The sequence below is a fragment of the Clostridium sp. genome, from assembly GCF_050717635.1.
Lineage (GTDB): Bacteria > Bacillota > Clostridia > Clostridiales > Clostridiaceae > Clostridium_AD.
This window is the reverse complement of record NZ_JBOITO010000009.1, coordinates 1-21,039: the sequence shown is the minus strand read 5'-3', so window position 1 is coordinate 21,039 and position 21,039 is coordinate 1. Positions and strand designations below refer to the sequence as shown.

15 protein-coding genes are annotated in these 21,039 nt (G+C 30.3%); 13 read left to right on the top strand and 2 right to left on the bottom strand.

Annotated features, from left to right (window positions below):
* Positions 1-195: 195 nt before the first annotated feature.
* From ACREWB_RS04690 to ACREWB_RS04655, 8 genes are all read left to right on the top strand, one after another.
* The gene (locus ACREWB_RS04690; protein ID WP_431546331.1) at positions 196-5,625 is read left to right on the top strand and encodes a diguanylate cyclase; all 5,430 of its coding nucleotides are present in this window, start codon (positions 196-198) and stop codon (positions 5,623-5,625) included.
* A 108-nt stretch (positions 5,626-5,733) separates the two neighbouring features.
* Positions 5,734-8,985, top strand: coding sequence for a DEAD/DEAH box helicase (locus ACREWB_RS04685; RefSeq protein WP_431546330.1), 3,252 nt, complete (start codon positions 5,734-5,736; stop codon positions 8,983-8,985).
* Positions 8,986-9,026: 41 nt separating this feature from the next.
* The gene (locus ACREWB_RS04680) at positions 9,027-10,217 is read left to right on the top strand and encodes a sensor histidine kinase (RefSeq protein ID WP_431546329.1); all 1,191 of its coding nucleotides are present in this window, start codon (positions 9,027-9,029) and stop codon (positions 10,215-10,217) included.
* A 32-nt stretch (positions 10,218-10,249) separates the two neighbouring features.
* Positions 10,250-10,924: a response regulator gene (locus tag ACREWB_RS04675; protein ID WP_431546328.1), complete on the top strand. Its 675-nt coding sequence runs from the start codon at positions 10,250-10,252 to the stop codon at positions 10,922-10,924.
* A 129-nt stretch (positions 10,925-11,053) separates the two neighbouring features.
* A complete protein-coding gene (locus tag ACREWB_RS04670) occupies positions 11,054-12,193 on the top strand; it encodes an ABC transporter permease (protein ID WP_431546327.1) in 1,140 nt (379 codons plus the stop codon).
* A 16-nt stretch (positions 12,194-12,209) separates the two neighbouring features.
* On the top strand, positions 12,210-12,914 hold the full coding sequence (locus ACREWB_RS04665; RefSeq protein WP_431546326.1) for an ABC transporter ATP-binding protein: 705 nt from the start codon (positions 12,210-12,212) through the stop codon (positions 12,912-12,914).
* A complete protein-coding gene (locus ACREWB_RS04660; RefSeq protein WP_431546325.1) occupies positions 12,892-14,028 on the top strand; it encodes an ABC transporter permease in 1,137 nt (378 codons plus the stop codon). The genes ACREWB_RS04665 and ACREWB_RS04660 overlap by 23 nt, the downstream gene beginning before the upstream one ends.
* Before the next feature lie 55 nt (positions 14,029-14,083).
* Entirely contained in the window at positions 14,084-14,530 is a 447-nt protein-coding gene (locus ACREWB_RS04655) for a DUF2383 domain-containing protein (protein WP_431546324.1), read from the top strand.
* A gap of 63 nt (positions 14,531-14,593) precedes the next feature.
* Here the strand turns inward: ACREWB_RS04655 and ACREWB_RS04650 are convergent, their stop codons facing one another.
* Positions 14,594-15,322 (bottom strand): tetratricopeptide repeat protein, encoded by a 729-nt coding sequence (locus tag ACREWB_RS04650; RefSeq protein WP_431546323.1) that lies wholly within the window; start codon positions 15,320-15,322, stop codon positions 14,594-14,596.
* A gap of 175 nt (positions 15,323-15,497) precedes the next feature.
* On the opposite strand from ACREWB_RS04650, the gene ACREWB_RS04645 reads away from it, so the two are divergent.
* From ACREWB_RS04645 to ACREWB_RS04625, 5 genes are all read left to right on the top strand, one after another.
* On the top strand, positions 15,498-15,893 hold the full coding sequence (locus tag ACREWB_RS04645) for a hypothetical protein (protein WP_431546322.1): 396 nt from the start codon (positions 15,498-15,500) through the stop codon (positions 15,891-15,893).
* Between the two features lie 193 nt (positions 15,894-16,086).
* Positions 16,087-16,755, top strand: a complete 669-nt coding sequence (locus tag ACREWB_RS04640) for a cobalamin B12-binding domain-containing protein (protein WP_431546321.1) — start codon at positions 16,087-16,089, stop codon at positions 16,753-16,755.
* Complete coding sequence (locus tag ACREWB_RS04635) at positions 16,739-17,905, top strand: ABC transporter permease (protein ID WP_431546320.1); 1,167 nt, start codon at positions 16,739-16,741, stop codon at positions 17,903-17,905. Before ACREWB_RS04640 ends, ACREWB_RS04635 begins: the two co-directional genes overlap by 17 nt.
* Positions 17,898-18,587 (top strand): ABC transporter ATP-binding protein, encoded by a 690-nt coding sequence (locus ACREWB_RS04630; RefSeq protein ID WP_431546319.1) that lies wholly within the window; start codon positions 17,898-17,900, stop codon positions 18,585-18,587. The genes ACREWB_RS04635 and ACREWB_RS04630 overlap by 8 nt, the downstream gene beginning before the upstream one ends.
* A 20-nt stretch (positions 18,588-18,607) precedes the next feature.
* Entirely contained in the window at positions 18,608-19,132 is a 525-nt protein-coding gene (locus ACREWB_RS04625) for a hypothetical protein (protein ID WP_431546318.1), read from the top strand.
* A 41-nt stretch (positions 19,133-19,173) separates the two neighbouring features.
* On the opposite strand, the gene nhaC is transcribed toward ACREWB_RS04625, so the two are convergent.
* Positions 19,174-20,613: a Na+/H+ antiporter NhaC gene (gene nhaC / locus ACREWB_RS04620; protein ID WP_431546317.1), complete on the bottom strand. Its 1,440-nt coding sequence runs from the start codon at positions 20,611-20,613 to the stop codon at positions 19,174-19,176.
* Positions 20,614-21,039 lie beyond the last annotated feature (426 nt).

Here is a 21,039-nt window from a genome sequence, read left to right as displayed (position 1 = left end):
CTAATCAGTATAACGAAATATTATCTTAGAACTTGTTAGTTCTTATGGAACCGCCGTGTACCGAACGGTATGCATGGTGGTGTGAGAGGTCGGCTAATCAAATAATGATTAGCCTCCTACTCGATTACTAAAGTATTTGCTAGGCATATGTTATAATGTAAAGAAGTAGTATATACAATTAAGGAAGTGTAAAGAATGAATTTGATTAACAATAGATATAGAGTAATTGCAAATATAAGTCAAGATAGGATTAAGTCTTCCTATCTTGTTTCTGATGTTATAAACAATCATGATGAAATACAATTTAATATTATTAATTCTGAATTTGCATCAAATAGCCTCATAGACTTTTATGTAGCTGAGTTTAAAACATTAGAAACTATAAATCATGCAAATATATGTAAGGTTTTTGATTTTGGAATTGTTCACACTATTGATAATCAAAAGATTAATAACGATGATTACTTTTATACAAATACGTATAATAAAAATACCCTGAAGCTACACGAACTAATCATCAATATAGAAGAAAACGACATTTTAGATATATTTATTAATTTATGCAGGGCAGTAAATTATTTGCATCTTAGGGGATTTATTTATGGAGAACTTAACACTAACAACATAATGATTACTCATGAAAATAACAATTATAGTGTTATTATTAAGGATTTACTAACAATAGAAATTGAAAAACAAGAGCAAGGCAGGAACAGGGCAGGGGAACTTAATTTTAAAGCTCCAGAGTATATTCTAGATAATGAAAGAACTATCGCATCAGATATATACTCAATGGGAGTATTTCTACTAGCTTTATGCAAAATAGATGTATATTCAAATTCTAATATTGATGAAGATATTGAGAATTTGCAGAATAAGTTTAAATGTAATGAAAGTGTAAGCAGCGAAACCGTAGCATTTTATAATAGCCTAATAAAGATTATAAAAAAAATGACACAACAAAATTTATTAAATCGTTATAATACTATAAAGGAAGTTGTGGAAGACGTTAATGTAGCTTTTAATAAGAACTATAGGTCATTTATAACTGATGAAATTGAAAAATTAAATTTTAATACTAAAATTGTAGGTAGAGATGTTGAAATTGCTAGAGTAATGAATAATTATGATGATTTAGTGAAAGGTAATTCATCAAACAGAATTATACTTGTTCAAGGTGAACAAGGTATTGGAAAAACAAGATTCTTAAAAGAGATTGACTATTTACTGTATATGAAAAAAGCTAATGTATATTCTAGTTTTAACACAGGAAATTTAAAGATAAAGGAGAATAAGGCATTTATACATATATTAAAGGAAATAGTGACCATATCTGAGGATGAAATAGTAAAAAGGTATCAAAGTGAACTTATAAAATTTATTCCTGAACTTGGACTTTCAAGTAATATTGTGGCTTCGGAAAGTTTAACAGTTGAAAAAGAAAAATACAGACTTATTAGTAGAATATATAGCTTTATCAAAGATTCTGTTGTAAATAAACCTACTATTTTTATTATAGATAATGCTGGTTTTTTAGATGACTTCTCATTAGAACTCTTAGAATACATGAGTGTGCAAAATTATGATGACCAAAATATAATGATTATTCTATCTTATAATAAAAGCACTTATGATGTAAGTAATAATTTCCAGCAAATATTAAATAAAAACTCTACAAATTATAATCTATCTTTAAAAAATTTAAATAATGAACAAACGGCTATTATGATTCAACAAATACTTAGTATGCCTAAAGTACCTAGTAAATTTGGACAAAGTGTTTATAAAAAAACAGATGGTAATCCACTATTCGTTGAGGAAACCTTAAAAGATTTTGTGTCTAAAAAAGTAATTTATATAAATGAGAATGGTAAATGGTATACTCCTTTTGATTATGATGATATGCCAATTGCCTCAACAATGGAGCAAGCATTGCTTAATCAAATAAAGGAAATTAATGAGGCAAGTTACGAGATCTTAAGTGTTATAGCCATATTTAATACTGCTGTGTCAAGTGAAGTTATAGAAAAGTTTTTTGTTGGAAAAGAAAGTAAGACAGAAATAAGTATTGAAGAGTTATGCTCTAAAGGGGTACTGTGCAAAAAAATTGAGGATATGGGTTTTGTATTTGATTTCTACAATAAGGTTCTTAAAACTTTAATATATAACAGACTAAGTGAAGAAGAACGGAAAGTAAGACATGAGTTTGCGGCGTCTGTCTTAGAAACTATTTTTGAAGATGAAGCAAGAGAAAATAAAGAAGAACTTATATATCATTTAGAAAAGGCTAATGATAAAGACAGAATTGTAAAGTATTGCATAGAGCTTGCAGAAAGAATGAATTCCTTTAGATTAACGGGAGAAGCTATCGCTAAGTATGAAAAGGCTTTATCTATGTTATCTGATGAAGAAGATGGAAATAAAAGAGTGGAAATACTTCTTAAGATAGGCGACATTTACTTAGGTATTGGAAACCTATCAGGGTCACTAGAAACTTATAAAAAAATATATAGACTTACTATGAATTTAGTGGAGGAAAAACTTCAAGTTGATTGTGCAAATAAAATAGCATATATATGTTTGAAAAAAAATGAAGTAAAAAAAGCACTTAAATATATAAGGAAAAGTGCTGGAATATTACTTGATTTTGAATACATGGAAGGGTATCTAGAAAATAAAATAAATCTTGCAAATGTATATATTGTAAAGCAGGAGTACAATAAAACCTTTGATATATGCACTAATTGCATAAAAACATGTGGTAATGATTATATAGAGTATAAAGGGCTTATTTACAATATTCTTGGTATTATGTATACGGAAACTTCTAAAATAACGCAGGCGTTAGATAGCTTTAAAATAGGGCTAAAGTATTTTGAAGAGTGTAATAACATTGAAGGTATGAGCCGTTGTTTAAATAATATTGGAGTGATTTATGGGGATTATTATCAAGATAATGAAACTGCTATTGTTTATTATAATAAGATTATAGTAATATGTGAAGAAAATAATATTAGAGATTCAGAGCTAATAGCATTAACCAATATAGCAACCAGTTATTTCGATAATTTTGATTATAATGCGGCAGTAAAATATTTTAATGATGTATTAGAAAAATCTAAAAATATGGAACTAGAAGGTAATATTTTTTATATTTACAATTATCTTTCCAATGTTTATTTGAAAATGGGAAATAACAAAGGAGCATATGAAAATTATATGCTAGTACAAAAGGAATTAGAAGAGTTCCCTATTCAAGGTAAAGAGATTTCATTATATTATCAAATGGGTGCAGAACTTTATTGTAGACTAGGAGATAATGATATAGCTGAAGATTTAATTGGAAAAGCTTTAGTGATATATAATAACGATGGAACAATTCAGGATAATAATAGTAAATTGTTATTGTTTATTTTAAAAATACATAGGGCAGAAAAAGTAGAGGATATAAAGGAAAGTATTAATAATGTGGAGAAATTATTAAATGGGTATAAGAATGAAACAAATAACATCAATGCGGTATATGAGATTTGTATAGCACTATATGAAAATGGATATGTGAAGGAAGCTACTGATTTATTTGAAAGTCATCCTTTTAGTGTTCAAGATAGTTACACTGATATGGTTAATATCAAAAGGTTATATTTAGAAGGTATCATAAAGGATGACAAAAATAATATAGTGAGTTTAATGGTAGCATTGAATTTATCTAAGAGTGCAAAAAATAAACTCTTCCAATGGAAAATATGTAGTGCTATAGGAGACAATTATTCTTCTAAGATGGATTATTTCTATGCAGTCAATTATTATTTTGAAGCCTGTGAGGTAATTAAGGACTGTACTATGCAACTTCCTGAGCACCTGAGAATTCGTTACATAAATGCTCATAATATGATGAAACCCTTTAATATGATTAAAGTAATAAGTAAGACGAATGAAAATACTAAACTTCAAAAAGTAGAAGGAATCATTATTTCAAATGTTGAAGATTTAGCAATTCTTTTTAATTATGATACATTTGCTGAAATATTAAACAATAAAAGATTTGTTGAATCAGCACAAAAGATATATAGTTCCATCCTTCCAAGTGGGATTAATAATATAAATGATGTAATTGCTAATATGAGTGAGGATCCACTTGAAACATTGGATGTTATTACAAAACTTATTTCAAGTATGCTTTTATCTTCTAGGAGCTTAATTATATCTGAAGGGAATGATAATGAGTACTCAGTTGTTGCGTCTAGTGATGGAAATTACGATATCGCAGATATAAAACTAATTTTACAAAGGGTAAGAGAAACTAAAAACTCTATATTGGTAAGTGAAACCTTTAATAACACAAAAAATGTTGAATTAAGACTTATGCCAGCTGGTATGAAATCCATAATGTGTATTCCAATTATAAGTAGAAAAGGTGTTATTGAAGAACTATCTAAGGGTGAAAGTAAAAGGGTTAATGAGCCTTTTAATCTAGAACATATAAAGGGCTATTTATATATGGAGTCTCAAAGAGTGCTAAATAATTTCAATGAGGATAGTTTGAGTAAATGTTTAGACTTAACTTCATTTATAGGTTTTATTGTGGGAAATTATTTGCTTAAAATAAGTTCTTCTATTGACAAACTTACAGGAACACTTACAAGGCGATTTTTAGAGGAAGAACTATTAGGACAAGTTGAAAAAGCAGAGGCTGCTAAGGGAGTATTCTCGATAATTATGTTTGATTTGGATAATTTTAAAGGTGTTAACGATAGGTTTGGTCATCAAACTGGTGATCAAGTGCTACGTGATGTTTGTAGAATTGTTATGGATTCTATTAGAAAAATGGATACGTGTGGGAGGTATGGTGGAGAAGAGTTTATCATTGTTTTACCGGAAACTGATACAGCCGAGGCCAGTGTAATTGCTGAAAGAGTAAGAGGAAATATTGACAATAAAAAAATATTAGGTTCAAAGAGAGAGTTAACCGTAAGCATGGGGATTGCTACTTATCCAAACCATGGTAAGTGGGAAAAGGAATTAATAGATAAAGCTGATCAAGCACTATATGTAGCCAAGGGAAATGGTAAAAATAGATGCCAAATTTGGGATGAAAAGTTTACAGGCGAAATGAAGGGGACTAATAAACTTTCAGGAATAGTATCAGGAAATTTAGTTCAAGACTCAAGAAATGTACTAGCTATGATGGAGCTTATGGAAATTATTAAATCTGAATATAATTTAGAAACTCAAATATTTAATGTGCTTGGAAGAATAATTGAAACCACTGAGGCACAAAATGGTATGTTTTTCATTGTAAATGGAAATGGAATTACTGAAAAATTTGCTAGAAAGATTTTTGAGGAAAATTGGACTGCGGCTAAAGGGTTTAGTGGAGATATAATAAAATCTGTAATTACAGAAAAACAAGGGGTTTGCATAATAGATTGGGATTCTATAATCGATTATGATTTAGTAACTGGAATGCCAAACTGGAATTCTGTAATAGCTGTTCCTATAATTAAAGCAGGAGTTGTGAATGCAATACTTTATTTAACGGTACCTATTAAGGTAAAAGAATTTAAATTTGAGGATTTGAATTTTGTAAGTACATTAGGCCAGTTACTAGTGGGAATGTTGTAATAGTAGGGTTATCCCTTTAGGAGAGAATATAAAACTTGTGTTTTATATTTTTTCTTCGTTTATGGTATAATTAAAGGATTATAAAATTAAAAGAACTAGGGAGAAAATATGCTGAAGGAAGATATGATATTACAAATATTTAATGAAGGTACCAGTGGAAAAAACCATGCCAGTGGTCAAAGGATACTTAATAATGATCTAGTTTCTTCTATGGATATTACCAGTGAAGATAGATTAATATGTATAGAAGGAAATGTAATTTCAGAGAGACTTTTCAATGAATATCACACTAAAATTGAAATGGATACAGATAGGAGAAGTATTTTTTCTACTTTCTGCAGTTGCGCTGATTTTGAAAATAATGAATTTAGAAAAGAAAATTATTGTTGCAAACATTTAGTGGCTACTTTTTATAGCGCATTAGAAAAGTTAGCTAAGCACCCTCTTCTGAGAGAAGATGATGTATATGTTAAAGATATATCTAAAACTAAAAAAAATGTATTATCTATGCTTTTAGGCGATGAAAAATATAAGGATGAAATTAAAATAGAAGTGTACATAAATAAAAATCAATGGACTAGTAATCTTACAGCAGAGTTTAAAATAGGATTAAGTTCTATGGCTTCTAATAATATTTATGTTATAAAGGATATTAATCATTTTTTATTAGGGTATTACAATAATATTTCTATAAACTATAGCAAGAATTTTACTTTTAATATAGGGAATCAAAAAATGAGCACAGTAGATAAAAGGCTTATTGATTTTATAGGAATGTTAAAGACTATGGAGGGCAAGCAAAGGCGCGGTAATAGAAATGAAGACCGATATATAGACGGGAAAAGCATTAATATTCCCAAATTTTTAACTAGAGAATTTTTTGAGATTATAATTAAGCATAGGGTTTACTTGAATGAAGGGTTTTTTTCTAGACCGGTGGATACAGAAATTTTGCATGAAGCTCCAGCTCTGGATTTTGATTTAAAGATAATAAAGGATAATTATGTGCTTAAATCAATAAATGGAATGCCAGTGTCCCTTGGAACCAAAAATGACGTTTTATTGTATGGGAGCACTATATATCTTCCAGATTATGAGTTTTGTTATAAGTTGTGTCCTTATCTTCAGGTTTTTAATGAGGCAAGGGTAGTAACTATGACGAGCCTTGAGGAAGAGAATATATTAAGAAGGCTAATCCCGGATCTTAATTTTCTATCGCCAAGTGTTGCATTATCTAAGTCTATTAAAGATAAAATAATAATGGCTAAGTGTGAATTTAGATTCTATTTTGATCAGGAAGGAAAAGTTATTACTCTAATTGTAAAGGTCAAATATGGAACTTTTGAGTTTAATATTTTTGAGGACTGTAGTGAAAAAATTGTCTATAGGGATTCTAAAAAGGAAGCTCAGGTTACTTCAATTTTAAAAGCTTTAGGTTTTGAGCAAATAAAAAACAAATTTCATTTTTCAAAATCAGAAGATCGTATTTTTAAATTTTTTAAAAAAGAAGCCTTCAGGCTTCAAGAAATAGGAGAAGTATATTACTCTCAAAACTTTAAAGGTATAAAATCGTTAGGGGCCTCAGGCATTAGTGGGAATATTAAAAGTGGGAAATATAATTATTTTGAAATGGACTTTAAAATAGGTGATATTGAGCCGGTGGAAACTACCAATATACTAAGAGCATTTAGAAATAGCCTCAAATATTACAAGCTTAAGAATGGGGAGTATCTAGATTTAGAGGAATTAGAGCTTAATAAATTCTTGAAGCTTTTAGATGTTATGTCTCCTTCACGTAGTGAAAATAATCATATTGAAATCTCAAAAAATAAGGGCGTTTTCCTAAATAGTTATTTAGAGGAAAATAATATAAGATATATAAAAGGAAAAAAAGAGTTGAAAGAGGTAAAAGATAAGCTTAAAAATATAGAGAAGTTAAATTTTAAACAGCCAGATTCATTTAAGGGTGAATTAAGAGAGTATCAAAAGATTGGATTTAATTGGTTTAAAACCTTAGAGTATTTAGGGTTTGGTGGAATTTTAGGAGATGAGATGGGCCTTGGTAAAACTATTCAAGCTATTACTTTGATATTATCAAATACCGGAAGTAAGACTTTGATTGTGGCACCTACCTCTCTGATATATAACTGGATAAGTGAGTTTGAAAAGTTTGGACCTAGCTTAAAAGTTATAGCGGCTAATGGATCAAAGGATATGCGAGAGGGAGTAATAACTAACATAGATAGTTACGATGTAATTATAACTACATATAACTTATTAAAAAGAGATTTAGAAAGTTACAATAAATTGGAGTTTGATTATTGTATATTAGATGAAGCACAAAACATTAAAAATGCAAATTCTCAAAATGCAGTAGCTGTAAAGGAAATAAAGGCCAAGTCAAGGTTTGCACTATCTGGTACTCCAATAGAAAATTCTCTTATGGATTTATGGTCTATATTTGATTTTATAATGCCAGGCTACCTATATGATGAAAAGAGATTTAGCGTTAGATATCACAAAAAGCTTAAGGAGTGTCCGGAAATATTAGAGGATTTAAATAGGCTTATAAAACCTTTTATCTTAAGGCGGAGAAAAAAGGATGTATTAAAGGAATTACCCGATAAAATAGAAAAAACACTGTGGGTGAGTTTAGAGGATGAGCAAAAAAAAGTTTATAAAACCTATGCAACCTATGCAATGGAGCTTATTGAAAAAAAGGTGCGTAGTGATGAATTTAAAAATAGTAAGATAGAAGTACTTTCCTATATAACAAAGTTAAGACAATTATGCCTTGATCCCACAATACTTATGAATGATTATAGTGGTGGTAATGCAAAAATGGAAGCTCTAGTGGAGTTACTTCAAAATAGTATAGAGGAGGGACATAGAATACTTGTTTTCTCTCAATTTACTACTGTTCTTAAAAATATACAAAAAAGACTATTAGTGGAGCAGATACAATTTAGTTACCTAGATGGTTCGGTTTCTTCAGAAAAAAGAATGAATTTAGTTAAAGCATTTAATGATGGCGCAAGTTCTGTATTTTTAATAAGTTTAAAAGCTGGAGGTACTGGTCTTAACTTGACTTCTGCAGATGTAGTAATTCATTTTGACCCTTGGTGGAACCCCGCGGTGGAAGAACAGGCCACAGATAGGGCTCACAGGATAGGTCAAAAGAAGGTAGTGGAGGTTATAAAAATTATAGCTAAAGGTACCATTGAGGAAAAAATTCTTTCATTGCAAGAGGATAAGAAAAAGCTTATATCAGAGCTTTTGGGTGATGAACTTTCTGGTGCGGATGGGTTCGCTGCAATGAGTGATGAGGAAATATTTGGATTGTTTGAGATGAAAGAATAAAAGTTATTGATAAATATTATTTCTAATTTGTGAGGTGTTCTATGAATAATAAGATTAAAGATATTTTGATGATTATTAATTATATAATATTTACTGGAATTTTTTTAATAACTGCAATGTATAACTGGGACAATCAATTATTAATCGTTACTTTAGCATTCTTATTTTTAACCTCTTACACTATAAGAGTGTTTTTCATATATGGAAGTGAAAAACATAAAAATCTAAGCTATTTTTCACTTATAATAGAGTTTATATTGATTTTTATACTTAATATGTATGATAATTCTCATCTATCACTATTCTTATTTTATTTTATGATAGAAGATATTGTCCTGAATTTCAGTTTAGCATTTGGTATTATTTCTTCTGTTTTTTCATTTGTACTTTACTCTATAACTTTAAGTATTATGGTGAATTTTGAGTTTTCCATCATATTTGTGAAAATACTTTTAAATCTATCGATTTTTTGCATTATTTACTTGATATTTTTCCTTGTAAGATATTTACTTGTGCAAACAGAAATAATTGAAGTTTCTCTAAAAGAAATAACTATTGAGAAATTAGAAAAAGACAGTATATATATGAATTTAAAGGATGCTTATGAAAAATTAGAGGTAATGACTATTCTTAAAGAGAGAAATAAAATAGCACGAGAAATTCATGATACAGTGGGACATACCTTAACCACAGTTATTGTAGAAATAGAGGCTAGTAAAAGACTGATGAAGGTGAATTTAGATTTATCGCTAGAGAAACTTTGCCTTGCACAAGATCAAGTGAGAAAGGGGCTTAATGATATTAGGGGCTCTGTACGAGTGCTTGAGATAGGTGATGAATTATTAGAATTTTATCCTTCTTTGGAAGCGGTAATTAAGGATACTCAGTTACATTCTGAGGTGACAATAATTTCTGAGATAGACTCTTCATTAAATTTAACTAAAGCAGCACAAAAGGTAATTATATCATCCTTACTAGAAGGACTTACTAATGGAATTCGCCATGGCAAAAGTACTGCTTTTTTGTTTAAACTTATAAAAAAAGGAAATAAGATTTGTTTTTCACTTGAAGACAACGGCTTAGGCGCAGGTACATTAAATTACGGTTTCGGGCTTAGAGCTATGAGAGATAGGGTTTACGACTTGGAAGGAAGCTTTGATATTAATTCTGAGGTGCAAGAAGGCTTAGAATTACTCATTACGTTTCCTTATTCTAAAGTATGCGAGCAATAATTTGAAACGAACTATTTTTGGGGGAGGCTTTTATGGATAAGATAAGAGTGTTAATTGCAGATGATCAAACCCTTATGAGGGATGGACTTAAGACAATACTAGAACTAGAGGAAAATATAGAAATAGTAGCACTAGCAAAAGATGGGGTAGAGGCACTAAAATTATGCGCTGAAACCAGACCTCAGGTGGTACTAATGGATATAAGAATGCCTAATATGGATGGAGTACAATGTACCAAACTAATAAAGGATACTTTCCCCAATATAGTGATACTTATTCTTACCACCTTTGATGATGAAGAATATATTGTAAAAGCCTTAAGCAATGGTGCCAGCGGCTATATTTTGAAGGATATAGAGGGAGATGGACTTATAAAAGCAGTACAGGATGCTTTTAAGGGTAATTTTATATTGCCATCTAAAATTGCAATAGTACTTGCTGGTAAAATATCCAAAGACTACAGTAAGGATACTGAAAATGCTACTAAGAAGAATGAATCTAAATTGTTGTGTTCGTTTGGACTTTCAGAAAAAGAAATTGAAATTGCGAAAATGCTAGCACAAGGTTTTACTAATAAGCAAATTGCTTCCGCATTATATATATCAGGTGGCACAGTAAAAAACTATGTAAGCAATCTATATAGTAAAATAGGTATTTCTGATAGAACATCGGCGGCAATATATATTAAAGATTTACTTAAGGAATAGATATACAGTTGAAAAGTAACCGTGGTCACTTAATTTTGTGACCACGGTTACTTTTATATTACCTAAAGATTTGGTATTATTCTATTATAAGTAAATCATAAATTATATGTTTTGAAAGGAGTTAGGATAATGAAGCCTTTATCAGCTTTAAACTATTGTAAAAATAACAAGAAAAAACTTATTATGTCTACAATATCAATCATAGTGGCTGTTTCATTTTTGTATGTTTTTCAGACCATTCTTAAATCTCTAGGGGACTCTGTATATGAGCTACAGGTAAACCCATATAAAAATCATATGACAGTACAAAGCATTGAAAAAGACAAACCTATACCTGAAAGTATTGTTAGTAGCCTTAAAGATAACCCTAATGTAGAAAATATAATCCCCTATCTTTCGTATAAAACACGATATGATATACCGGGAGTTAGCACTAATGCTTCTATTTTAGGTATAAGGTCTCAGGATATAGCTTATGTTATGAAAAAGCATAACATAACCCTAAAAGAAGGAAGGTTGCCAATAGAAAATCATAAAGAAGTGGCATTAGATTATAGAATGTCAAAAAACAAAAACGTAAAAATCGGAGATAAAATAGGAAATTCCATTAATAAAAATGATAGTTTAAATGGAGAATATACTGTGGTAGGAATAGTTGAAGGGGACGGTTATTTATCATTTATGCCGTATAACACGGATACAACCTCAATAAATACGAAGGATACAATTATAGTGAAAAAATCTTTATTAGTTTTTCCAAAGTACAATAGAATAAAAGAGGTAGATGAACTACTGGTAAGCTTCCCTAAAAAAGAAGTTGACGTTATGATTTTAAGTGAGGGAATTAAACTTTATAATAAGTCAATATCTACTATACGTACCTTAGACATGATTTGTATACTTGCAATTATTGTAATGGTTATTTCTGTTGGAAGTTCTAAATATGTACAGTTTTTTAGCAGAAAACAGGAACTTGGAATTTTAAATGCAATGGGATACACCAAGCGAGAGTTAATGAAAAAATCATTTTTGGAGGTGCTTATTGTAAATATGTTAGGATTTGCTTTAGGGATAATTTTCGGATGGTTGTTTTCTATTTTAATTAATGGTGGAGGATTTGGAGCTATTGGAGGAGTTGCAGTATATTTTTCTTTAAAAGGTTTTCAAATGGCAATTTATGTGCCACTATTTACAACACTATTTACACTAATACCTGTAAACAGAATGATAAGCAAGCTAGATCCTATAGTTATGATAGAAGGAATATAAAAAGGAGTGAAATATTATGTTATTCAAAGTAGAAAATTTAAATTTAATATATGATATGGGAAAAGAGGACCAGACTTATGCACTAAGAAATATTAATCTTTCCTTGGAAGGAAATAGATTAATAGGCATAATGGGGCCATCTGGCAGTGGAAAAAGCTCACTTCTATATTCCTTAGCAGGACTCAAAATTCCATCATCAGGCACCATAAGCTATAAGGATATGAAATTTAAGGAATTATCCGTTTCTAAAAGTACAGAGCTAAGGCGCAAAGATTTTGGATTCGTTTTCCAAAGACATTTTCTTATAGAATATATGAGCGTACTGGATAATGTTTTAACACCAATAAATGACAATAGTATGAGAGCAAAAGAAAAAGCTTTAGATTTATTAAAGAAACTTGGTATTGAGCATTTAGCGCATAAAAAGCCCCATAAGTTATCCGGTGGACAAAGACAAAAGGCTGCAATTGCTAGAGCACTTATAAATGACCCTAAAGTAATTTTTTGTGATGAGATTACTGCATCTTTAGACCATTCTAGTGCAAGGGAAGTTATGAAGATACTAGATGAGTATAAAAATAATGCATTAGTCATCGTTGTAACACATGATGCTTCTATACTTGAAAATGCAGATGATATAATAAATATATGGGATGGTACTATTACTTCAATTAAGAAAAGAGGAATGGAGGGATATGATGAATCCGCTATCGACATTTAAGTATATTAAGAACAATATTCCTAGAACATTACCAATATTAATAGCTATGATGGTGAGTGTGCTACTAATTTACATTTTTTCACTAGTCACAAATAGCACCCTTGAGGTAGCAAATTTAACAGCTACTAATATTTTCAGAGAATACACAACAGTATCTAGCAATAATGATCAACCAATTCCCAAAGATTACTTAGACAAAATAACTAATGATAATAATGTAGGTTATATTATACCTTTAATTAATGAATATGGTTATCTTCAATATGGTAATGTTTTTGGTAGCATGAGTATTTCTGTCTTGAATTTTTATGAAAAGGATATATCACGAGTTTTATCTACCCTTAATTTAGAATTAATTGAAGGTGAGCTTCCAAGGGAAAACAAGAATGAAATTATTATTCCTAAAAAATATGCTCTACAAAGTAAAGTAAAAACAGGAGATTATATTGGTTCAGAGGTATCCTCTAGTTACGAACTAAAGGGGAAATTTAAAGTTTCGGGCATTACAGATGGCCCAGCAATGATAGCAGTACTCAGCAATAACAAGAATATGGTGCCTAGAGATACTGTAATAAAGCACTCTATACTTTTTTCGGTTAAAAATATAAAGGATAAAAATCTAATTAATTATTTATCAGAGGATACACCTAAAAATGTTTTGATTATGGATTATTACAGTATTTCAAAGCAAATTACTGAAGTTAGTAAATCTATTAATGCATTATCATTTATGCTAAATATAATAATAATTCTTGTGCTATGTATATCACTAGGAAATTTGAATTATATTAATTTCCTTAATAGAAAATATGAGTTTGGAGTATTATCAGCAATAGGCTATAAAAAATCAACCTTATATTTTAAGCTTTGGAAAGAAAATTCTGCTGTATGCTTACTGGGATATGCAGGGGGAATGATATTAAGTACGCTTATAGCTTTTATTTTGAACACAACCGTGCTTTATCCAAGTGGTAGATTCATTCCACTATGGAATGCTTCTGGTGCGGGAATAGCGTTAATTGTACCAATTTTTGTATCGTTTTTAAGTTTGATTGCACCTATTAAGGAGCTTAGGAAAACTGATCCACTTGATGTAATTGGCGGGGTAATTTAGAAATAACTATGTATAATATAACTACCCAATGCTCACAATAAACTGAGGTGAGATTATGGCTGTAAATAATAATGTAAAAGAAATGAATAAATTTTTAAAAGGTATACACATGGGAGGTACTACATTTAAAGATTATCTGCATAAAGCTGAAAATCCAGAGCTTAAAAATCAGGTGGTTCAGATTATAGAATCATTTAAAAGACATGAAGAGGCAATTACTAATAGAATAGAAAAGCTAGGGGGTAATGCAGCAGATACCCTTGGTGTAATGGGTACTATGGCAGATTTTTTTGAGAAAATTGTGCTTATACCTGTAAATACTGATTTGGAAGTATGTGAGCACGCTATAAAAGCTATGGATATGGGAATAAAGCAAGGTAGAAAATTTATAGATGAGAATAGTGGTTTGGACCCTAGCTTAATGAGTGAAGTAGAAGGTGTTGTAGCTGACTATGACAATCATTTAGTTAAAATAAAAGAAATAATGAAAAATTGTAAATAGTTAAATGCGCCCACTTTATAAGTGGGCGCATTTAACTATTTAAAGATATTATAGAAAACGTTATCATTTCAAGATTGAAGGCGATGTATTAGTATCTATGTTAATATTTTTTAATATTGTATAGTGACATTTGTACCATTCGTTTTTAGGGTCTATTCTGTATGCTTTTTCTGCATATATTAGGGCACTTATGATTTTATTCATATCCACATATATCTCAGACTTTCCATAATAGGCAACACTTTTAGTGCTATCCACTTCAATAGCTTTATTATATACTTCAAGAGCTTCTTTTTTCTTGCCTAGTGATCTTAGCGAACTAGCTTTACCACAAAGTGCATCATAAAAATCTGGACACAATTTCAAGCAAATATTAAAGCAGTCTAATGCTTTTTCAAAATCATTTAGTAGACCTAAAAACTCTGCTTTTTTTAAATATATGGTTATATTTTCACCCTGAAGTTCAAGAAGTTTCTCACAATAATAAATGCATCTATCAAAATCCCCAGTTAAATCATGTATTTCGATTAATTTCCAGTAACCTTTTGGGTCATAAGGAGCAAGTTCTATGTATTTATTTATGCATTTTTCAGCGTCATAGGCTTCGCACATCCCAATAAGAGCTTGAGCTTTTACAAGATAAGTTTCGGCATATTCATTATTTATCAAAATGGCCTTATTAAATTCTTTAAATGCTTTTTCAGTTTCTCCATCATTAAAAAGTCCTTTGCCTCTTTCTATATACTCTCTAACTAAGATCTCATCATTGTCTAAATTAATACTATTTTCCATCTATATACTCCTTTCATTATAAACATATACATTATAATTATTGACACAAAATTAAACCCTAAACATATGAAATAGGATTTTTGCTTGATATTTATTTTTATGTGTCTTATAATATTTTTAGGCAAGTATACAGAAAAATCAGAAAAATACGATTTTATTTTAAGGGGGAGACGATATGGACAAAGTTGTAAAGTGTTCAATACTAGTTTGTGATGATTTTAATGCGGTGCTGATTGCAAACAGAGGTAAAAGTAAAAAGAGTTTACAAAAGGTGTGGAGTATTTTTAGTAGTGATATAAAAGGTAAGGGGACTATTGAGAAAAGTATTAGTAAAGCAATAGAAAAAGATTTGAAATGTAATATATTTGATATAACTGCATTTAAAGAATATGCTCTTGATAGTGAAAGTGGAGATACTTTGAAGGTTTATACTGGTAAGGTAAAAGAGTATTTAACTCCTCATAAAGACATACAATCCGTTAAATGGATTACAAAAAGTAAAATGGATATGTATGAGTTCTCTAGTGTGGATAAAGAAATAATATTAGATTTCTTCAAAAGTAGGGAATAATTAGATACGTAGAGTATGGGAATTATCAACTTGCCACTTGTGACGCGTATGGCACCAGTGGCATTTTTAGTGACGATAAAAAATATTAGGTGATAATAAGTATTTACAAATGCGAAAGCTTGTAGTATTATGTAAATAAATACAATTTGTTAAAATATATTAACTAAAAATATTATAGTAAAGAGGGGAATTTATGGATACTATTTATAATCAATTTATTAAATTATTAGATTTAGAGGACAAAGAAAATGCTGTTAATTTAATATTATCGCTATTAGAAGAAAAAAAAATCGGTATTGTTTCTTTATACACCAATATATTAGCCCCTTCCTTAAATAATATGAAGTGTGATATTAAAGAAGGGGGAGTGTGTATATGGAAAGAACATGTTAGAAGTTCAATAATTAGAACTATTATTGAGTGCTCTTATCCTTATGTTATTAAAGAAAAGAATGAAAATTATAAAAACACAAACTATGGGAAAGTTATTGTTATTTGTCCGGCTGAAGAATACCATGAAATAGGTGCTAGGATAATTTCGGATTTCTTTACGTTATGCGGTTATGATACTATTTTTGTAGGGAGTAACACTCCTAAAAATGAGTTTATGAAAGTTATAGATTGTGTAAATCCAAAGTATTTAGCAATAAGTGTGACAAGTTCTTATAGTCTTGTAGCTGCTAAAGACACTATTGAAAAAATACGAAGTTCCAGCAATAATAAATTAATTATATTAGCTGGGGGTCATGCTTTTAAAAATAATATTGAAGCTGTTAAAAGAATTGGTGCAGATGTGCTTATTGAAAGTTTTACTGACATAAAAAACTTGTCAAAGGAGGATCAAAATGAAATTACCATTTAAAATTGCTGTAAGATTTTTAAAGTCCAGCAAAGGGCAGACCTTTTTAATAGTTATAGGAATAGCTATTGGGGTTTCAGTACAAATTTTTATTGGATCACTTATACAAGGACTTCAAAAAAGTCTTATAGATAAAACTATAGGGAATTCTTCTCAAATAACAGTTGTGTCTAATCAGGATGATAAAACTATAGAAAATTGGGAGGAAAAAATATCTAAAATAAATATATTGGATGATAGGATAGAACAAATATCTGCTGCTGCTGATTCACCTGCCTTTATTAAATATAGTGATAAAACTGCGCCAATACTTATAAGGGGATTGAATTTAGAGCAGGGAAAAGATTTATACGATATAAAATCTAAGATATATGAAGGCGATGTTCCTAAAAATTTATATGAAATACTAATAGGTAAAAATTTAAAGGAAGAATTAAAATTAAATATTGGTGATAAGATTTCTCTTATTACACCTAATGGAAAAACTAAAGATTCAATAGTAACTGGGTTTTATGATTTAAAGGTGTCAAATATAAATAAATCCTGGATCATAACGAACCTTAAAACTTCTCAAGATATATTCGATTTTGGTAATAAAGTGACTTCTATAGAAATGCAATTAAATTCAAAAGATGTATTTAAAGCAGATGAAATTGCAATAAACGTAAAAGAAAGTTTGTCAGATGACAATATAAAAATTGAAAATTGGAAGGATCAAAACGAAGAGCTACTTGGAGGTCTTAACGGGCAAAGTGTTTCTAGTTTAATGATACAAGTTTTTGTGCTTATTTCTGTAACACTTGGTATTGCAAGTGTGCTTGCTATAACAGTAGTTCAAAAATCCAAACAAATTGGAATACTTAAAGCCATGGGAATAAAGGATAGGGATGCCAGTAAAATTTTCTTGTATGAAGGTCTTTTATTAGGTATTGCCGGGGCAATTATGGGAATAATTTTTGGGATAACACTTATGGTGGGTTTCACCACATTTGCGTTAAATCCTGATGGTACATCAATAATACCGCTTTATCTAGATTATAAATTCATTGCATTATCAGGCTCTATAGCAGTAGCTTCTGCATCACTAGCTGCTCTTATACCAGCAAGGAGCTCTTCAAAATTAGAACCAATTGAGGTGATAAAGAATGGCTAACATTATTGAATTAGTGGATATTAATAAAATTTACGGATCTACTGTAAAAACACAGGTTTTATTTGATACAAACTTGTCGTTTGAAGAAGGCTCTTTCAATTCAATTATTGGTCAATCAGGGAGTGGTAAAAGTACGCTTCTAAATATCATGGGTACACTAGACAAACCAACTAGCGGTGAGGTTTATATAAGCGGTAAAAGAACAGATAGCATGAGTAAAAATGCACTAGCTGCACTTAGAAATAAGACTATAGGGTTCGTATTTCAATTTCATTATTTGTTACCGGAATTCACAGCTCTTGAGAATGTACTTATTCCATACATGATGAATAACCCCAAACCTTCTAAAGAGATTATAGAAAGGGCAGAGGAATTCATGAACTTAGTTGGAATTTATAAAGTAAAGGATAATTTAGCAACTAATATGTCAGGAGGGCAGCAGCAGAGAACCGCTATTGCAAGAGCACTAATTAATAACCCTAAAATAATACTTGCAGATGAGCCTACAGGAAACTTAGACTCTGAATCAACAGAGAATATATACACTATACTTAGGGATATAAATGAAAAATTTAAGACGACTTTCATAATTATTACACATGACAGAAGGATAGCAGAAAAAACTGATAGGATAATTGAGATAAAAGATGGTAGAATAAGTATGGACATTAATACAAACTAATTTAAAACAAGGGAGAATACATGGAGAAATTTGCGGGGAAACGTGATTCTATAATAAAACTTGGTAGTATATTTACAATATCCACATTGTTGGCCATTGTGAGCTATCTGTATATTTCTAATGTTGTACTTAAAATAATTATGTTGATGATTTTTATTATCTGTGCATACAATGTTTACAAGGGACTAATACTCTCTATAACCGTGGATGATCAAAAGATTAAAATATACAAACCCTTTGGCATCCAAACTATAAAATTTGATAATATCGCTTTTTGCGCAGTTCATGGAATTGACGATGATACTACATTACTATATGCGTTTACAAGAAAGAAAGGCCTCAAAGGGGATAGGGTAAGTGGTATAAAATCAAAAAAATCCTTTAATGAAATAGTGAAAATCATCTCTCAGGATGAGGGGAATACAGATCTTAACATAAATTTCAATTTTGCTTCTAAGGTTCTAATATCTTTTGTAGAGAATGGTGATGCATTAAGGGATAAAATACTTACTAAGGTGAATGAAAGACATAAAGAAAATATATAAAAAAATCCTTGTTGAAATTTCAACAAGGATTTTTCTATGAATTATTTTTTTGTGCCAGTATATTCTGGTGCTGATGGATCATCCTCAAGTTTCAGCATTGTAATTCCTGTAAATCCAAAGAAGATAGATACGAACGGATTTACAAGATTTAAGAAGCAGTAAGGAAGATACGCAATAGTTGCAACTCCAAGGGAGGTACTCATAAATGCTCCACATGTATTCCATGGAACAAGTGGAGAAGTTAGTGTACCAGCATCTTCAAGACATCTTGAAAGATTCCTAGGAGCGAGTCCTCTTTTGTGGAACTCATCCTTATACATTTTACCAGGAAGTACTATTGAAAGATATTGATCTCCAGCAAGTACATTTGTGAATATTGATGTAAGAACTGTAGCTGTTACAAGAGAGCCTGTACTCTTTGCATATTTAAGTACTTTCTTTGCAAGAGTCTCCAGCATTCCAGTTGTCTCAAGTACACCACCAAAGGAAAGCGCTGCTAGTATTAGAGAGATTGTCCACATCATGCTTTGATATCCACCTCTTGTGAGGAGTTCGTCTAAGAGCTTATTGCCAGTGTCAGATGTGACACCGTCCTGCATTGCAAGCATTACATCGGGAAAGCTAGCACCTTGAGTAGCAATAGCAGCAATGCCGCCAAGTAAAACACCTATAAATAAACCTGGAATAGCAGGTACTTTTTTAGCAACCAAAACTATAACAATAACAGGTACTAATAGTAAAACTGGGTTTATTGTAAAGGTTTTACTCATTAAATCGGTTATTGCATCTATTTTAGATGAATCAAGAGTTTTCCCTGCAAATCTAAATCCAAGTATTGCATAGCCAATTAGAGCAATTACTAAACTTACTCCTGTTGTATAGACCATATGTTTAATATGATCAAATAAATTTGCACCAGCCATAGCAGGGGCTAGATTAGTAGTATCTGATAGTGGGGACATTTTGTCACCAAAATATGCACCGGAAATTATTGCACCAGCTGCCATTGGTGCGGGTATTTCAAGACCTACAGCAACACCCATTAGTGCTATACCTACAGTTCCTGCTGTGGTCCATGAGCTACCTGTTGATATTGAAACAATAGCACAAAGCAAACATGTTGCAACTAAGAATATTGTTGGGTTTAGTATTTGTAATCCATAATAAATAAGTGTAGGAACAATTCCTCCAAGAATCCATGTTCCTATAATCATACCTATAATTGCTAGAATAAGTATTGCCTGCATAGTGCCGGAAATACTACTTATTATTCCATCCTCAATTTCTTTCCAAGAGTAACCAAGTCTAGTTATAGCTACTATAGTAGCTATAAAAGTTCCGAAAACTATTGGTATATGCACTGATTGCTCAACACCAAATTTAGGAAGTACAGTAAACATTAGAAGTGCTATTGTACCCACTATAGGTATTAGAGCCTCCCATAATTTTGCCTCTCTAGGCTTTTTTGCTTTTGAAGCCATTTATAATTCCCCCTCTATGTGAATAATATTTTTAAAAAACTGGGATGTGATATATATTAATATTTAGAAAAATATTTCTAAATTTTAACACTTGATGACTAATACTTAAAATTTAGTAAATTGCAAAGACTGTAGAAAAAGAGAATCAAAGGGTAGAAGAACTTTAGAACACTTGTAATAGTGCGAATTGTACGAATATTATAAATTTACAATTAATTGAAATTTTATATAATGTTTAAATAATATTATACAGATTGTATCCAAAAAAAGCAACAAAAATATATTGACATACCACTTAATGTAGATTGCAATATAAAATGTCCGAAAATTTCAAGAAAAAATAATGTTAAGCTGTAAAGGTTTTCTGTTCCATCATATTAGCAGATAAACCGTTAAAAATCCTTCTGGGATAGTTGTTAATCCAAT

Excerpts from the sequence above, each read along its gene's own strand:
- ACREWB_RS04690 (WP_431546331.1), top strand. The coding sequence starts at position 196 with ATGAATTTGATTAACAATAGATATAGAGTAATTGCAAATATAAGTCAA.
- ACREWB_RS04685 (WP_431546330.1), top strand. The coding sequence starts at position 5,734 with ATGCTGAAGGAAGATATGATATTACAAATATTTAATGAAGGTACCAGT.
- ACREWB_RS04680 (WP_431546329.1), top strand. The coding sequence starts at position 9,027 with ATGAATAATAAGATTAAAGATATTTTGATGATTATTAATTATATAATA.
- ACREWB_RS04675 (WP_431546328.1), top strand. The coding sequence starts at position 10,250 with ATGGATAAGATAAGAGTGTTAATTGCAGATGATCAAACCCTTATGAGG.
- ACREWB_RS04670 (WP_431546327.1), top strand. The coding sequence starts at position 11,054 with ATGAAGCCTTTATCAGCTTTAAACTATTGTAAAAATAACAAGAAAAAA.
- ACREWB_RS04665 (WP_431546326.1), top strand. The coding sequence starts at position 12,210 with ATGTTATTCAAAGTAGAAAATTTAAATTTAATATATGATATGGGAAAA.
- ACREWB_RS04660 (WP_431546325.1), top strand. The coding sequence starts at position 12,892 with ATGAATCCGCTATCGACATTTAAGTATATTAAGAACAATATTCCTAGA.
- ACREWB_RS04655 (WP_431546324.1), top strand. The coding sequence starts at position 14,084 with ATGGCTGTAAATAATAATGTAAAAGAAATGAATAAATTTTTAAAAGGT.
- ACREWB_RS04650 (WP_431546323.1), bottom strand. The coding sequence starts at position 15,322 with ATGGAAAATAGTATTAATTTAGACAATGATGAGATCTTAGTTAGAGAG.
- ACREWB_RS04645 (WP_431546322.1), top strand. The coding sequence starts at position 15,498 with ATGGACAAAGTTGTAAAGTGTTCAATACTAGTTTGTGATGATTTTAAT.
- ACREWB_RS04640 (WP_431546321.1), top strand. The coding sequence starts at position 16,087 with ATGGATACTATTTATAATCAATTTATTAAATTATTAGATTTAGAGGAC.
- ACREWB_RS04635 (WP_431546320.1), top strand. The coding sequence starts at position 16,739 with ATGAAATTACCATTTAAAATTGCTGTAAGATTTTTAAAGTCCAGCAAA.
- ACREWB_RS04630 (WP_431546319.1), top strand. The coding sequence starts at position 17,898 with ATGGCTAACATTATTGAATTAGTGGATATTAATAAAATTTACGGATCT.
- ACREWB_RS04625 (WP_431546318.1), top strand. The coding sequence starts at position 18,608 with ATGGAGAAATTTGCGGGGAAACGTGATTCTATAATAAAACTTGGTAGT.
- nhaC (WP_431546317.1), bottom strand. The coding sequence starts at position 20,613 with ATGGCTTCAAAAGCAAAAAAGCCTAGAGAGGCAAAATTATGGGAGGCT.